At 45.3% G+C, this 16,361-nt stretch carries 9 protein-coding genes and 1 pseudogene; 5 read left to right on the top strand and 5 right to left on the bottom strand.

What is annotated here, in order from left to right:
• The first annotated feature begins 1 nt into the window (after position 1).
• Positions 2-1,758, top strand: a pseudogene (locus tag NOM90_RS19305) (glycine betaine ABC transporter substrate-binding protein).
• Positions 1,759-2,061: 303 nt separating this feature from the next.
• Here the strand turns inward: NOM90_RS19305 and NOM90_RS07650 are convergent.
• From NOM90_RS07650 to NOM90_RS07640, 3 genes are all read right to left on the bottom strand, one after another.
• On the bottom strand, positions 2,062-2,703 hold the full coding sequence (locus NOM90_RS07650) for an NAD(P)-dependent oxidoreductase (RefSeq protein WP_255941114.1): 642 nt from the start codon (positions 2,701-2,703) through the stop codon (positions 2,062-2,064).
• Positions 2,704-2,901: 198 nt separating this feature from the next.
• On the bottom strand, positions 2,902-3,867 hold the full coding sequence (locus NOM90_RS07645) for a 3'-5' exoribonuclease YhaM family protein (protein WP_255941112.1): 966 nt from the start codon (positions 3,865-3,867) through the stop codon (positions 2,902-2,904).
• 132 nt (positions 3,868-3,999) lie between these two features.
• Positions 4,000-6,369, bottom strand: a complete 2,370-nt coding sequence (locus tag NOM90_RS07640) for a glycoside hydrolase family 31 protein (protein WP_255941110.1) — start codon at positions 6,367-6,369, stop codon at positions 4,000-4,002.
• 191 nt (positions 6,370-6,560) lie between these two features.
• Between NOM90_RS07640 and NOM90_RS07635 the strand changes: the two genes are divergently transcribed.
• Positions 6,561-9,356, top strand: a complete 2,796-nt coding sequence (locus NOM90_RS07635) for an S-layer homology domain-containing protein (RefSeq protein WP_255941108.1) — start codon at positions 6,561-6,563, stop codon at positions 9,354-9,356.
• A 93-nt stretch (positions 9,357-9,449) separates the two neighbouring features.
• Here the strand turns inward: NOM90_RS07635 and NOM90_RS07630 are convergent, their stop codons facing one another.
• On the bottom strand, positions 9,450-10,568 hold the full coding sequence (locus NOM90_RS07630; protein WP_255941107.1) for an alpha/beta hydrolase: 1,119 nt from the start codon (positions 10,566-10,568) through the stop codon (positions 9,450-9,452).
• A gap of 328 nt (positions 10,569-10,896) precedes the next feature.
• Between NOM90_RS07630 and NOM90_RS07625 the strand changes: the two genes are divergently transcribed.
• From NOM90_RS07625 to NOM90_RS07615, 3 genes are all read left to right on the top strand, one after another.
• On the top strand, positions 10,897-12,336 hold the full coding sequence (locus NOM90_RS07625) for a 6-phospho-beta-glucosidase (RefSeq protein ID WP_255941106.1): 1,440 nt from the start codon (positions 10,897-10,899) through the stop codon (positions 12,334-12,336).
• A gap of 262 nt (positions 12,337-12,598) precedes the next feature.
• Complete coding sequence (licT, locus tag NOM90_RS07620; protein ID WP_255941105.1) at positions 12,599-13,429, top strand: BglG family transcription antiterminator LicT; 831 nt, start codon at positions 12,599-12,601, stop codon at positions 13,427-13,429.
• A 222-nt stretch (positions 13,430-13,651) separates the two neighbouring features.
• The gene (locus NOM90_RS07615) at positions 13,652-15,559 is read left to right on the top strand and encodes a beta-glucoside-specific PTS transporter subunit IIABC (RefSeq protein WP_255941104.1); all 1,908 of its coding nucleotides are present in this window, start codon (positions 13,652-13,654) and stop codon (positions 15,557-15,559) included.
• A 75-nt stretch (positions 15,560-15,634) separates the two neighbouring features.
• On the opposite strand, the gene NOM90_RS07610 is transcribed toward NOM90_RS07615, so the two are convergent.
• A complete protein-coding gene (locus tag NOM90_RS07610) occupies positions 15,635-16,255 on the bottom strand; it encodes a restriction endonuclease (protein ID WP_255941103.1) in 621 nt (206 codons plus the stop codon).
• Between the last annotated feature and the right edge of the window lie 106 nt (positions 16,256-16,361).

Below are 16,361 nucleotides of genomic sequence, written 5' to 3'. Positions count from 1 at the left end.
AATGCCTAAACTTCCAATCGCGGATTGGATCGATACAGCTGTCGATTGGATGAGTATCAACCTAGAAGGATTATTCGATGGAATCGCAACAGTGATCAAAAGTGTTGTCGATTTATTCACGACGGTCTTTATGTTCCCTCATCCGATTGTATTTATGATTTTGCTTGCGGTTATCGCTTATTTTGCAGGCAAATGGAAATTGTCGCTGTTTACTTTACTTGGCTTCTTATTGATCTGGAATCTTGGTTATTGGGACGCAACGATGAGTACACTTGCGCTCGTCTTGACCTCTGGATTGATTTCGATAGTAATCGGTATTCCGATCGGGATCTGGTGCGCAAAAAGCAAAACGGCTTCCAGCATTATTACGCCTTTGCTTGACTTTATGCAGACGATGCCCGCTTTCGTATACTTGCTTCCTGCCGTTACGTTCTTTAGTCTCGGCGTTGTCCCAGGCGTTATCGCTTCGATTATTTTCGCGATTCCGCCAACGATTCGTTTGACCAACTTGGGGATCAAACAAGTCTCCGGCGAACTGGTAGAAGCCGCAGATGCTTTCGGTTCGACGGGTGCGCAAAAACTGTTCAAAGTTCAGCTTCCATTGGCAATGCCAACGATTCTTGCGGGGATCAACCAGACAGTCATGCTGTCGCTGTCGATGGTCGTTATCGCTTCGATGATCGGCGCGCAAGGTATTGGCGTAGAAGTTTATCGCGCGGTTACTCAGTTGCAAATCGGTCAAGGTTTTGAAGCCGGTCTTGCTGTCGTTGTACTTGCTATCGTATTGGATCGCCTGTCTCAAAATATTTTCAAACCTACACAGAAAAGAGGAAAAGCTTAATGAAAAAACTTAAACTTAGCACGAAAAAATGGTTCGGAATGACCAGTCTCGCTGCCGTATTAGTTCTAGGTGCTTGCTCTTCGGGTGGAGGTTCATCTTCTAACGCTGCTGGCTCCGACGCTCCGATTGGTGACCAAGTCGGCCATGAAATTATCGGGATCGACCCAGGCGCAGGTATCATGCAAGCAACGCAAAAAGCAATTGACGATTACGGTCTGAGCGACTGGAATGTGATTGAAAGTTCGTCTGCTGCTATGACGGCAACCCTGGACAAAGCGATCAAGAAAAAAGATCCGATCATCGTAACAGGTTGGACACCTCACTGGATGTTCAGTAAATACGATCTGAAATATTTGGAAGATCCAAAAAAATCGTATGGTGACGCGGAAGAAATTCATACGATTGCCCGCCTTGGTCTGAAAGACGATCAACCTGAAGCGTATCAGTTCTTGAAAAACTTCAAATGGACGGAAGAAGAAATGGGCGAAGTGATGATCGCGATTCAAGACGGCAAATCCGAAGAACAAGCGGCTGCCGACTTTATCGAAGCTCATCCAGATCGCGTCAAAGAATGGACAGATGGTATTACGCCAGTTGACGGAAATCCGATTAGCTTCACTTATGTCGCTTGGGATTCGGAAATTGCAAGCTTCAATGTAGTGAAACAAATCATGGAAGATAAGCTTGGATTCAAAGTAAACGGATTGCAGGTTGAAGCAGGTTCGATGTGGCTCGGCGTTGCTCAAAACGACAATGATGCAAGTCTTGCTGCATGGTTGCCACTGACTCACGCTGATTATTACAGCAAATATCAAGATAAGATCGAAGATCTTGGTGCGAACATGACTGGCGTGAAAACTGGGCTAGTTGTACCGTCTTATGTGGATGCGACTTCGATTGAGGATTTGACGAAGTAAGGTTTTGAGGATTTGAGTATGAGGGCGACTCTTTATGGGTCGCTCTTTTTGCGTTGTGGTTTGCGCTGGGAGGCGCTACGAGGGGATTCGTTTCGGTCGCTTGTTGAACTCGGGAAAATATGATTGGAATTTTTGTTTGGATTTTCCCAAGTTCAAAGGCGAACGCTAACGCTCCTCCACTGAACCCCCTCTCCGCTCCCTTTTGCTCGGCTTACTCGTAAGGTTGGTGGTGGGAAGAGAAAAGCCGCTTCCTTGTTGGGAAGCGGCTGGTTTAGAGTGCTTAATTGAGTAGATACGATTGAATTACGCTTTTTCTCCGACTACGCTGAAGCGTTGGTTGATGTGTTTGGCTTGTTCGATTTCGTCGACGATAGCAATCGCGTAATCGGGGTAGCTGATATAGCTATCGCCTGCGGCGTTGACGGTCATCACTTCGCCTGCGGCTTGGTAGCTGCCGGTTCTTTTGCCTTCGGCATCGAAGAAAGCGGCTGGGCTAACGAAAGTCCACTTAAGCCCTTCGGAAGCTTTGAGGTCTTTCAAGTTCTGACCTTGATTCGAAGCGGTAGGCTTGTATAGATCAGGGAAATCCGGTGTATCGATCAATGCAGTCGTTTGCGCTTCGTCTACGAATAGACTGCCTGCGCCGCCGACTACGATCAAACGAGTTTCTGGAGCATTTTTGAAGATTTCGATCAGTTTGCGACCTGCTGTGACATGACCTTCTTCTTGACCTGGAGGCATACTGATTGCGTTCACCACTGCATCGAAAGCTTTGACATCGTCTGCCGAAAGATCGAGTACGTCTTTTTGAACCGCTTGAACGTCGACTTCATTAAATTTGGATGCGTCACGTACAAAAGCGGTAACTTCATGTCCCCTTTCTTTCGCTTCTTTGACAATCAGATTGCCTGCTTTTCCAGTCGCGCCGATTACTGCAATTTTCATCATCATAACCTCCATGGACTTTTTATTTTTAATTCATTAAAAATATAACCATTTGATCAACACGTTATATCCATCATTCGTAACCATTATAGTTACATTTAATTTCTTTTGTCAATTCTCGTTCGTTAAATAAAAAAAGCAGTCTTTCACAATGAATTTAATCATTGATGAAAAGGCTGCTTTTAAACGTTGAATAGATTACTCTTTTTCTTTTGGTCCACGGTATAGCGCTTTGCTTTCCAGCACGCGAAGCGGTACGGTCCATTCTTCGTTATCAGGCATCATATCGAGTGCATCTTCGGCAGCTTGGAGCTTAGCGTCCAATTGGTCGATGTAATGCAAAGCGATCGCTTCGGCAGTTTGCGGTTGTACCGGGCTGCCCCATTCGCCTTTGTTGTGGTGCGACAAGACCATATGCTGCATCAACACGACTTTTTCAGAAGCTGGGTCAAGTCCGAGTTTGATCGCGGCTTCGGTGATCCAAGTCGAAGATAGCGCCAAGTGCCCAATCAATTTACCTGTAAAGCTGTATTCAGAAACAACGCCTAGTTCGGCAGTCATCTCTTCGGTTTTGGCGATATCATGCAAAATGATTCCGGCAAGCAGCATATCGCGGTTCAGGAATGGACGTTGTTTGCAAATAAACTCTGCCAACTCCAACATGCGTACCGTATGATAAGCAAGCCCTGCGTAAAAAGCATGGTGCATTCCTTTTGCCGCTGGATAATGCATCAATTTGTCGCCGACTTTTTCAACGCAATAATCGACGATCCGGCGTAGATCGGTATCCGAAATACCGGCTGCGGTCGTTTTGATCGTGTAGACTAGATCATTCGGCGGCACAGGCGCAGAGCGGATAAAATCGGTTAACGTATACCCGTCATCCGGTTCGGCCGCACGTAACTTAGTCACTTTAAATTGCGGCTTATCTCTATATTTTTGCACGATTCCGCGTACTTTAACGAGCATCGGTGCGAAAAAGGTTTCTTTATCAGTCGTGCTGACATCCCACATTTTCGCTGGAATCTCACCGCTCGCGTCTGCCAATACCAAGTCGAAGTAGTCTTTTGGCGGCGTCGAATTGGTTTGTTTTAAATCCGCAGACTTCAACAGGTAAAACCCGGTAATATCGTCGCCTTCAATAAATTCTTTGATCGTTTTCATTGTGTTCCTCCATCAGGTTCATTTAATCGTAGTCGTGGATCATTACCGAAAACTTCGGCTTTCGATCAGGTCTTTCTTCTATTATATAGGTTAACGCCGAAGGAACAAAACGTGAACCCTTATAAAGAAGCTTTACAGCGTCAAAATCAATTCTCCACCGCTTGCCGGCACAACAATCGCCGTATTGCCTTCTTCGGATTCGAATTCGATCGGTTGTCCGTCTAATGTAGCTGATTTAGCGGTAAATCCATGTACCACAGTTCGAATATGCGTATACCCTTCGTTATATCCAGCATGGACATGTTCAAGCTTAACCTTCAATTGTCCATTCTGATGTTGTTGCGAGAATTTGTATTCGTTATAGCCACCGTCTCGGTAATCGTAGCTTTCTCCATCGTCTTCGAAATGCGTGTATTCGCCGTCACCCGGATAAACGTACAATAACAACTCTTCGATCTTACGCTCACCGACATAACGACGATCTGGATAAGCCGGAAGCAGTGTCCCTGCACGCACATAAATCGGGCAGACATCAAGAGGCGCTTCCGCTACAATCGTTTTGCCGCCTTCGATCTTTTCTCCCGTACGGTCGTCGATCCATGTACCTTCCGGCAAATAAACCGCGCGATTACGCTTACCTTGCTCCACAATAGGAGCGACAAGCAGCTGGCTGCCGAATAAAAATTGATCGTCTAATTCGTGTACGGCAGAATCTTCTGGATATTCGAGTACAAGCGGACGCATCGGCGCAAGCCCGGTTTGTTCCGCTTCGCGCATGAGATCGTATAAATACGGCAAAATTCGGTAACGCAGCTTCATCGCTTGGCGATACGCATTTAAAGTGTCTTCGTCGTATGCCCACGGTTCCTGATCGCGTGTCCCGATTGCCGTATGGTTACGGAATAAAGGGCTGAATGCCCCCACTTGCACCCAACGTACCAAAAGTTCCGGCGTTGCGTCATGCGAGAAACCGCCGACGTCGCATCCGCTAAAAGCAAATCCGCTCAAACCCAGATTGGTAAGCTGCGGGATCGACATGCGCAAATGCTCCCAGAAACTTTGATTATCCCCTGTCCACACCGTCGAATATTTTTGCGTTCCGGCATAAACGGCTCGGGTAATCACGAACGGTCTTTTACCTGTCGTTTGGAGCAATCCGTCAAATGTCGCTTTGGACATCAGATGCCCGTATACATTATGAATTTCGCGATGATCGGTAGGTCGCCCGTCGTTTTTGAATTGTACATCGTCCGGTAACGGCCCGTTAAAACTCGCAGGTTCGTTCATATCGTTCCATATTCCCGCAACGCCTGTGTCCAGCATAGTCTTCTGAAGACTTGCCCACCATTTGCGAACCGGCTCATCTGAAAAATCCGGATAGACCGAGTCGCCCGGCCAGACTTTATTCACGTAAGTAATGCCGTCTGTGTCTGTAGCAAAGTATCCTTTTTCCAACCCTTCGTCGTAAACCGCGTAGCCTTGATCTTTTTTCACACCTGGGTCGATGATCGTAATGAGTCTGATGCCCATGTCTTGCAATCTTGCCGATAATGCCACGGGATCAGGGAAACGTTCGTTGTCCCACGTAAACACACGGTATCCGTCCATATAATCAATATCCAAATGGATCGCGTCTAGCGGAAGATCGTGTTCGCGGAACTTTTCGGCGATTTCCAGCACTCTGGATTCCGGTGCATACGACCATCTGGATTGATGCGCGCCAAGCGTCCACAGTTGCGGAAGCGGAGTCCGTCCGGTCAACGCGGTATAGCGAATCACGACGTCTTTGACGCTGGGGCCGTGAATAAAGTAATAATCCAAGTTGCCGCCGTCTGCGCCAAAATAGTAATAATCGGAGTTTTCTTTGCCGAGATCGAAAAAGGTTTTGAAAGGATTATCGAAAAACAGCCCGTATGCCGCTCTTTCTTTTAACGTAATAAAAAACGGAATGCTTTTGTATAAAGCTTTGTGGCTTTCGACATGCGGCGATGGATCATCGGTATTCCACATTTCATATTCGTAGCCTTTTTTATTCAGCGGTCCTGTTTTGTCACCTAATCCATAAAACTTTTCTTCGCCTTCCATCGACTTCAACACTTCAATGGTATGCTTGTTGCTTGTTTTCATCGCGGTATGCCCTTCGTCTTCGGCGATACTGGTATTGCCTCGGCGTTGGAACGGATTACGTTCGCCGCGATGATCGAGACACAAAGGCGTACCGGAAGCGTCATATACATCTACGTAAAAATGATCGTACGCGCGAACCGTTAACTGCTCCGTCGCAATCTCCAAATGCCCTTCGCGCTCGCTGACCCGGTACTCACATTCTTCAAAAGCTAAAGCATTCGGCTCGACCGCACGCGACTCCGGTTCTTGCGTATGCAAAGGCGCAAAAACATGGATCACCCACGGATTGACGATCTCGATCCAGCCTTCGCCACCTTCAAATTGCAAGTTAATTCGGCGACCTTCTTTCTCGTACCCGATCCGTTTTTTCCACATCTGCTTAACGCCCTCCTTCGGTAGTTGGTCTGACTTTTCTTTATTAACCTTGAATGATAAAGAAAGCGATGTCAAATTAACAAAAAATGATTTTTATTGCTAGCTTGCTTAATCCATTCAATATATAATACGAAGTGTCATAAACAGGTGATAAGGGGTATACCTGTATTTAATATTCAGGGGGAACAAGATTGAACATTCCAAATAAGATTGTCGCTTCACTACTGGTTGCGACTAGTATCATGAGTTCATTATCTTCACAAATAAGCGCGGCTACGGACTCAGAAAACTCATTCAAAGACCTTAATACGGCTTCGACTTGGTCTCGCGATTCGATTGTACAAGCTAAGCTGCTCGGGCTTCTGGAAGGCGACCAGCAAGGAAATTTCCGTCCAAACGATCGGATTACCCGTCAAGAAATGGCGAAAATTTTGGTTCAACTGCTCAACTTACCGCTAGAAACGACCGCTTCTTCTTTTAAAGATGTTCCGACCGATTCATGGAGTACCGCTTATATCGAAGCTGCGCGTAAAGCTGGCATGATGCAAGGTTACGGCAACGGTAAATTCGATCCTCAAGCTGAAATGACACGTGAACAACTGGCAATTGTGTTTGTCAAAGCATTAGGGCTTCCGATCAATAATGATGTGACTGCTTTGAACCGTTTTAGCGATGCGTCTTCTATCCACAGTTGGTCTTCGCAATATGTTGCAGCGGCTCTCCGTGCTGGTCTGATGACGGGAACAGGTTCAACGTTCGGTGCGACTTCCAAAGCGAATCGTCAAGAAACCGCGATCATTGCCGTGCGTGTACATACGCAAAAACAACAAATGACGTCTCAGCCAAACCCTACAGACGTACCCGCAAATAATCCGGCACCTGCTGTAACACCAGTTCCGACACCAACACCTGCGCCTTCGATTCCTTCCTCGGGTTCAGGAAACTCAGCTCCACCGATTTCTGTACCTAATCCTATTGAACAGTCGCTGCCGGCGGTTGCGATCAGTCGACCGATTAGTGATTTGAATTTCGAAAATACTGAGACTTCTTCAGCAGTACTGATCAGCAAACCGATCCGCAACCTAGATTTCAGTATCAATCAACTACCAGCATCCGCAACATCTAAACCAATTACTGATTTCGACTTTAGCGTTGTAGGCACACCCGCTACATTGGAAGTCGAAACGTTGACTACTTTAGAATCTGATTTAAAACAATTTACGATTGAGAATCATAAAGAGAACGAAGTGAGATTTAATATCGGACATATTAATTTCATGAATACTGATGCTCTTTTTAGCTACATAACTGTTTATCTTAAAGCAATAAACTTTGATGTTACCGTGAACTTAGATCCTTCCAAAAAGAAGTTATCGATTACGGAAAACGAGCCTGCTCAAGGGTCATATCTAAAGGTTTCCGGTCCTGATTCAAGTCGGTTCAAGTCAACCTTCTCAATCTCGCAAATCGACATCGATCATAGCAAAACATTCACGATAAACGACGGAGAAAAAACAGCCACAATCTTACTCAACAAAAACTACAGTAATTTGAGTGATATCGTAAATGTAATCAATCAACAACTCACGCTCGCTAATGTAGACGCTTCGGCAACAAAAGTGGGAGATACATTCACGATTACTAGAACTTCTATGGCTAACGACGGTCAATTGACTTTTGGTGGAACACAACCGAACGACTTTTTCGACAATAATGTCTATAAACGTAATGTTATATGGGATCGAAGTGCCGAACTAGAAATCCAATTAGGTGCTGAAAAAGCTAATGTTCTTTTAAATCGAAAGTATGATTCTCTAGACGATTTGGCTCTGTATTTAAGCGGTGCCTTATACTCAAGTCATATGGATGTTTCGATCTCTAATGAAGAAGATATTTTAAAAGTCTCCACGGTGGAAAAAGGCTCAAGCCAAAAATTCATCGTGACCGAAAACAGCGATGATCGTATTTTCGTTCCTGGAACTTACAGCGGTAAGGACTTCCAAAAACACAATCGATCTATCGTAATTAACGATGGGATATTTACTACGACAGTAGTATTACATCATAACTACAGCAATGCAGAAGAACTTGCTTCTGATGTTTATTATCAACTGTCTACGGGCAAAGCTCGCGTAGGCCTGGACTTAACAAGAACCGATCTTTTGAAAGTTGTTTCTAAAGTCGTAGGCAAAAATGTGAAGTTAACGATTAAGGGCGAAGACTCTGCTATGTTTTTTGATAAAGAAATTTTTGTAGGTAGCGGACCTGAAGTCGATCATGCTCCAATTTTAGGAGGCATTCGAATTGTTCCTTTACCTGAACAAGTCTTATCAGATCGTCCTTTAACTCCTGTTTCTGGAGATACAGATATTGTGAACGTTGAACTGATGCGTTCAACTACAACTGGACTCGACTATGCAAAAACCGATTATATTTATCCTGTAAAAAACTATACACTGGGTACTGAAATCAATACCGAAGGTTCTTACCGATTAACAGTTACAGATGCGAAAGGGCAACAAACTATTACGTATTTCTCTATTGAAACCACGTATCCCGCTATCGTATCCATTACTCAAGAACAAAGCAAAGATCCTTCTACAAGCCCTTATAAGTACGATAAAGGCGATAAGCTGATCTTCAAAACGAACAACTTTGTTTGGAAACAAGATTCTAAAGATGAGTTAGTCCGTCCACCTTCTTCATGGGGATCTTTCTCGAGAACCGGCTTAGAAAAGGCTTTGAAAAGTGTTCCTGGACAAGAAGGTTATACGTTTGGAGAAGGAACGATTCTAACCACTGACGAATTGTTTGCAATGGATGAATCATATGGACGCACATTCACTCTTACTTTGGGTGAAGGAGCAAACATTCCTTCAACAGGAATCGAAATACCTAGACTTTTTTATGATTTGATTAGCCCTGCAGGTCTTCTGGGATTTAACTCTTTTAATTTGGTTATCCCAGCTCTACAACCACCGGCTTAACTCATTGCTTTGAAGAATCATCAAAAAGAGTCGCAGCTTCCTGCCGGGCTGCGACTCTTTTTTCTTACCTGCTGACTCCACTACTCTCTACGCCTATAACGCTTTAATCGCATCCGCGACTTCAATACATAAATCTTCCGCTTGCGCGACGTGCCCTAATTTATCCATAAACGCATGGGTCATGCCTTTATACCGCAAACATCTCACCTGTACGCCTGCTTCTGCCAATTGTTTGGCATAAAACTCGGTTTGTATACGCACTCCGTCGAATTCTGCACCGATCAGCAGAGCTGGCGGTAAATCTTTATGCGACTTCGCAAGCATAGGGCTAATATAAGGATCGGTTACATCCGCATCTTCCGGCAAATACAAATTCATCATAGGGTCTTCATTTCTTTTGGAAGGCTTACCGAGCGATAACAGCCCTCCGAGCAAGATGTCCGCATGTTCGGGTGCTATGTCAAAAGATTCTTGCTTCCATTCATAACCTTCTACTGACGCATCTGCCATCGCTACGCAAGGATAGATCAGCACTTGTAGCGCAATCTTGGGCGTTCCTTCTTCTTTTGCTTTCAGACATACGGCTGCTGCGTAATTCCCTCCTGCGCTATCTCCGCCGATAGCAATTCGATCCCGGTCAATTCCGTAAGCTTCTGCATGATCGTAAATATGTTTAACCGCATTATAATTGTCGTTAAATCCATGCGGATACGGCTTTTCAGGAGCCAACGAATAGTCGACATTGAATACGACTGCATCGGCAAGTTCCGCAATCAACCTACAAATATTTTCGACCGTGTATACACTGCCGCCGATCCAACCTCCACCGTGGAAAAAGACAAGCGCCGGACGGTTTTCTTTAGGTGACTTGCGCGGATAATGTCGCCATAATCCAACGGTATTGCCGCTATCCGTCAATTCTTCATAGCGCGTGTGAATTTCGACCGTATTCAGATTGTAATTGGGAAATCCCATACTTTCGCGAATAATCGGAAGCATCGCTTCAATCGGCGGCTTTTCGGCATTTTTTTCGTTACGACTTCCTAAATCTCCTACCCAATGTTGCTTCATAATTTCAAGTTCTGCCGGATCTATGTAACCAGGGCGTTCCTCGCCGGGGCTTGGCTTAATTACGACATCAACACCATCCACTGATTGTACAGACGTTTGATTTTTTAAAATCTCCAGATCTTGAGACGAATATTTTCGCAACTTGGTGTCCTCCTAAGACGGTTCATCCGTCATTTGATTGTAACCACAGCCGATACTTCTTAACTATATAAGCCGGATAAAGAAAGCGCTAGCATTTTTTAACTTCTACCCTCCTTAAGATTTGACATTTGTTTCGACAATCTTTAAAGTTGATTACAGAAATGTCGATTTTCCAACAACTGAATGATGATCTATGGGATGTTACCATTTGGGCATAACCTGAATCGAGCTGCTTTGCGTCTAGACGCGAACGGTCTGATTCAGGTTTTTTATTTGCCTGATATTCAGCGGCGTCCCTTACATTCCCTAAATGAAAAGGAGAATTATCATGACAAACTATTCATTCCCAAAAGATTTTCTGTGGGGCGGTGCGATTGCAGCGAACCAAGCTGAAGGCGCTTATTTAGAAGGCGGCAAAGGGCTGACTGTCGTTGATCTGCTGCCAACTGGCGACAAACGTCGCGATATTATGAAAGGTCATGTCCCGTCGCTGACTCCGATCGAAGGCGAATATTATCCATCGCACGAAGCGATCGACTTTTACCATCGCTATAAAGAAGATATCGCTTTGTTTGCAGAAATGGGCTTCAAATCGCTACGTGTGTCTATCGCTTGGTCGCGGATTTTCCCAACAGGTGAAGAAAGTACGCCGAATGAAGAAGGTCTGCAATTTTACGATGATCTGTTCGACGAATTGCATCGCAATGGAATCGAGCCGATCGTAACCCTTGCCCACTTTGACGTCCCGGTTCATCTGGTCGAAAAATACGGCAGCTGGCGCCATCGCAAACTCGTAAGTTTATTCGAAACCTATGCCACAACGGTATTGGAACGCTACAAAACCAAAGTGAAATACTGGATGACGTTCAATGAAATCAATATGCTGCTGCATTTGCCTTTCCTCGGTGCGGGTCTGGTATTCCAAGAAGGCGACAATATCGAGCAAATCAAGTATCAAGCGGCGCATCATCAACTCGTAGCGAGTGCACTTGCAGTCAAAGCTTGTCATGAGATTGCTCCAGACGCGATCATTGGCTGTATGCTTGCTGCAGGTAGCTTCTATCCATTCACTTGCAACCCTAAAGATGTCTATCAAGGAATGGAAAAAGACCGCGAATCGTACTTCTTTATCGATGTGCAATCGCGCGGCGAATATCCGGGTTATGCCAAACGTTTCTTCCGCGACAACAACTTAGACATCGTTATGGAAGACGGCGACGCTGAAATTCTCAAAAACAACACGGTCGATTATATCGGCTTTAGTTACTATTCCAGCCGCACGACAAGTACCGATCCTGAAGTAACCAAAAACATGACCAGCGGCAACGTCTTCGGTTCGGTAGCGAATCCTTATTTGGATAAATCCGAATGGGGCTGGACGGTTGATCCGCTCGGTATGCGCATCACAGCCAACCAATTGCATGATCGTTACCAAAAACCTTTGTTCGTTGTAGAAAATGGATTTGGCGCGCATGACGAACCGCAAGCAGACGGATCGATCAACGACGATTACCGGATCGATTATTTGAAACGCCATATCGCGGAAATGGGCGAAGCGATTCAAGACGGCGTGAACATTCTCGGCTATACCTGCTGGGGCCCGATCGATATCGTCAGCGCTTCTTCCGGCGAAATGCGCAAACGTTACGGGTATATCTACGTTGATCGCGATAATGCAGGGCAAGGCACACTCCAACGCTCCAAAAAGAAAAGTTTTGATTGGTACAAAAACGTGATTGCAAGCGACGGCGCAAATTTGGAAGGCTAACTTCTTAACGTCGGCTCATCCCTTCAAAAAGACCCGATATCCAATCTATCGGGTCTCTTTTTTCATGACATGAACTTGACTGAAAGCGTTGACAGGTTTTGAAGCTGCCGATAAACTAGATTGTAACTGGATAAGTTCAACCGGGATTGTTACTGCATCCGCAGGCAAAACCTAAGCGCACCAGATCGAGACATCAGACGTAACTACGCCGTCTCGCCTATTCGTGGTGTCTTAGGTTTTTTTTGATGAAAGGAGAAGTCAGATGAAAATTGCTAAAATCATTAATAACAATGTGATTAGCGTCTATCAAGAAGATGGCACGGAACTGGTTGTCATGGGACGCGGCATTGCTTTTAAGAAAAAAATAGGCGACTCGGTCGATGAACGAAATGTGCAAAAAGTGTTTGCGCTCAAAAACCAACAAACCTCCGACAATTTCAAAATGCTACTGCGCGAAGTCCCCATCGAACTTATTGTCATTGTGGAAGAAATCATCAATCATGCCAAAAACACCTTAGGTCAAAAACTCAATGAAAATATCTATGTATCGCTGACCGACCACGTCAATTTTGCCATCGAACGTTATAACGACGGGATCGAAATCAAAAACGTACTGCTATGGGAAGTCAAACAATTGTATAAAGACGAATTCCAAATCGGTCTTCGGATGCTGGAACAGATTAAAATGAAGATGGGGATGGAGTTACCGGAAGACGAAGCGGCTTTTATCGCGATCCATATCGTCAATGCCGAGATGAATGAAGAAGTCTCGACCACCATGAATATCACGAAATTTATGCAGCAAATTATTAATATCGTAAAATATCATTTTAAAACCGAGTTCGATGAAGAATCGCTCAGCTACTTCCGCTTTATTACGCATTTGAAGTTTTTTGCCCAGCGTGTATTCAAAGGTACGCATTACGAAAATAATTACGATCATCTTTTCGATGCCATTAAAGAAAAACACCCCGATGCCGCACGTTGCAGCGAGAAAATCCGTAACTTTGTCGCGAAAGAATACAATCACGAACTGACCAATGAAGAAATGTTGTATCTTACCGTACATTTGGAACGAGTCGTGAACCGCTAAAAAATTGCAATGTATGCGTTGACAATTGTTTGAAAGCGTTATATTCTAAACTCATTCAAACGAATATTGAAGTTCGGGATTGTTACTGGTCAAGCAGGCAAAACCTAAGTCGCGAAAAACAGCGGATTTTTTCTTTCTGCTCTTTTTCAAGGCTTAGGTTTTTTTGTTTGCCAAAATAGTTTGAATTACTTGTTTTAATCAAAAAAATTGGAGGGTTTGTAGATGAGTCATGAAAAATTAGCACGCGATATAGTACAAGGTGTCGGCGGTGAAGAAAACGTCGTTTCTCTCGTACACTGCGCGACCCGGCTCCGTTTTACACTGAAAGATACTAGCAAAGCAAACAAAACAGCTTTGGAAAAAATGGATGGCATCATTACGGTCAAAGAAAGCGGAGGTCAGTTCCAAGTCGTAGTCGGTAACAAAGTGCCCGAAGTGTACGCCGCAATCGGCGATGTGTCCGGCATTTTGAATGAATCCAAAAATGGAGCGAATTCGAAAGACCAAGCTTCAAGCGGCAAAAAAGGATTCGGCGCACTGATCGATATTATTTCCAGTATCTTCGCTCCGCTGCTCGGCGTTATGGCAGGTGCAGGTATTTTGAAAGGATTGCTGCTGATCGCAGATAATGTCGGCTGGCTTCCGAAAACGTCGTCTACATATATCATTTTGTTCGGCGCTGCCGATAGCTTATTCTACTTCTTGCCGGTACTGCTTGCCGTCACAACGGCTCGGAAATTCGGCGGTAATATCTTCACCGCGATGACGATCGCCGGAGCCTTATTGATTCCGTCCGTCACCGCGCTCAACGGTTCCGAGACTCCTGTCACGTTCTTCGGAATCCCTGTCGTGATGATGAGTTATTCGTCGACCGTTATTCCGATCATTCTTGCGGTTATCGTGATGAGTAAGCTTGAGAAATTCTTCAACCGCGTAATCCATGAGAGCGTCAAAAACTTTATTACGCCCATGTTGTCTCTTGCGATTATGGTTCCTGTGACTTTGCTTGCGTTCGGACCGTTCGGCGTGTATGTCGGTAACGGCATCGCGGATGCGCTGCTTGCGGCATTCTCGTTCAGCCCGCTGATCGCAGGCGCGATTCTGGGCGCAGGTTGGCAGTTGCTTGTTATCTTCGGTGTTCACTGGGGACTCGTTCCGGTATTTATCAATAATATTGCGGTATACGGTCGCGATGGCATTAAGCCGGCGGCGGCAGCTTCGGTATTCGCGCAGACCGGTGCCGCTTTAGGCGTTATGCTCAAAACAAAAAATAAAAAGCTCAAAACCTTGTCTGCTTCCGCTACATTGTCCGCTCTGTTCGGCATCACTGAACCTGCGGTATACGGCGTAACCTTACCGCTCAAACGTCCATTTATCGCAGGTATTATCGGCGGTGCAGTCGGCGGTGCGATTATCGGTCAAGGCGGTACGCAAGCTTTCGCTTCCGGCGCACCAGGCTTGCTGACAATCCCGATTTTCTACGGTCCAGGCGGCGAAGGCTTCCCTGCTCTGTTGATCGGTATCTCGGCTTCCTTTATCATCTCGGCTGTACTGACGTATATTCTTGGCTTCAAAGATCCGGTTGAACAAGAAGATGCTGTTGTTTCGGAGACGCCTTCGACTTCAACTACAAAGCAATCGGAAAGCAAAAGCGTTAGCGAAATCGCGCTTAGCCCGCTTAGCGGAACCGTGCTTCCATTAGCGGACGTCCCTGACCCTGCATTTGCAGCGGAAGCGATGGGCAAAGGCGTTGCGATCGAACCAAGCGAAGGACGCGTCGTGGCTCCTTTCGATGGTACGGTTACGGTTGCTTTCAAAAAGAAACATGCTCTTGCCGTCGTATCCGATACGGGCGCAGAAGTGCTTGTCCATGTCGGCGTCGATACGGTGAAGCTAGACGGTCAATATTTCACGTCGCATATTCAAGAAGGCGACCGCGTCACCGCAGGTCAACTATTACTTGAATTCGATGTCGAACAGATCCGAGCAGCCGGTTATCCGACGGTAACGCCAGTGATCGTCACGAATACATTCGATTACGCGGATGTTTTGCCGCTGCAACAAGGTGCAGTTCAAGCAGGCGACGAATTGTTGGAGACGGTTGCGGTAACTGATAACGATCCCAAGTAAAACGAATCGTAAATAGAAAAACGTCACCTTCAACGAGGTGACGTTTTTCCGTTCCTATTTTTGATCAAAATCTAATCAAGCACTGCTTTTGGCTTTATTGTCTTTTCCACGTGTAGCTGTACCTTCCGAGCGTGCCTTCATATCCAGTAACATTTGAATCAACTCATCGCGAGTAACAAGGGTAACTTTATTCGAACTCGCCAGCTTTTTGGCTTGCTCGGTATAATAACTGTTCGTGACCACCCACGCTTCATTCGCTCGATAATGTGCTTTTGCACTTTGTACTTCTTGAACAGCTTTTAGACCTACATTTTTTTTATAACGTTTGGCTTGTACAACAATCCGTCTATCGTTTTTAGTTAAGATCAGATCGGCGCCATAGTCCCCTTTTGCTTGTGTAACTTCTGCTTTGTATCCTTGCGAACGAAAAAGATGCCCTAAATATTGCTCAAACTGAATGCCGTCCATTTGATCGATTTCTCCGATCCCTGAACGTTTTAATCGTGCGCTTCGCGCTAGAGTTACTCGAATAAGTAAAAAGATAGCAATCCCTATACCTACCCCTGCAGCAATAAGCGCAACTTGCATAGAGCCGCTCAAATACCAGCCTGCTCCACCCGGTACAATTGCAGCAATACCGACGATTCCTTTTACAAATTCCTCTTGTTGTTTCGCCTTGCTTTGCCTTCTTGCCACCAAAATCCCTCCGCGACTTTAAATGCTAACTTGTTACTCTTTTAACATTCGACAGCGTAGGGATTTCACCTTCATTTAAATGTATAAAAAGAAATTTTTGGATAAA

The sequence above is a fragment of the Saccharibacillus sp. JS10 genome, from assembly GCF_024436065.1.
Classification (GTDB): Bacteria; Bacillota; Bacilli; order Paenibacillales; family Paenibacillaceae; genus Saccharibacillus.
The sequence above is the reverse complement of the archived record's forward strand: the minus strand, read 5'-3'. Positions and strand labels throughout refer to the sequence as shown.

Coding starts and splice junctions, on each gene's coding strand:
- NOM90_RS07650 (WP_255941114.1), bottom strand. CDS start 2,703: ATGAAAATTGCAGTAATCGGCGCGACTGGAAAAGCAGGCAATCTGATT.
- NOM90_RS07645 (WP_255941112.1), bottom strand. CDS start 3,867: ATGAAAACGATCAAAGAATTTATTGAAGGCGACGATATTACCGGGTTT.
- NOM90_RS07640 (WP_255941110.1), bottom strand. CDS start 6,369: ATGTGGAAAAAACGGATCGGGTACGAGAAAGAAGGTCGCCGAATTAAC.
- NOM90_RS07625 (WP_255941106.1), top strand. CDS start 10,897: ATGACAAACTATTCATTCCCAAAAGATTTTCTGTGGGGCGGTGCGATT.
- licT (WP_255941105.1), top strand. CDS start 12,599: ATGAAAATTGCTAAAATCATTAATAACAATGTGATTAGCGTCTATCAA.
- NOM90_RS07615 (WP_255941104.1), top strand. CDS start 13,652: ATGAGTCATGAAAAATTAGCACGCGATATAGTACAAGGTGTCGGCGGT.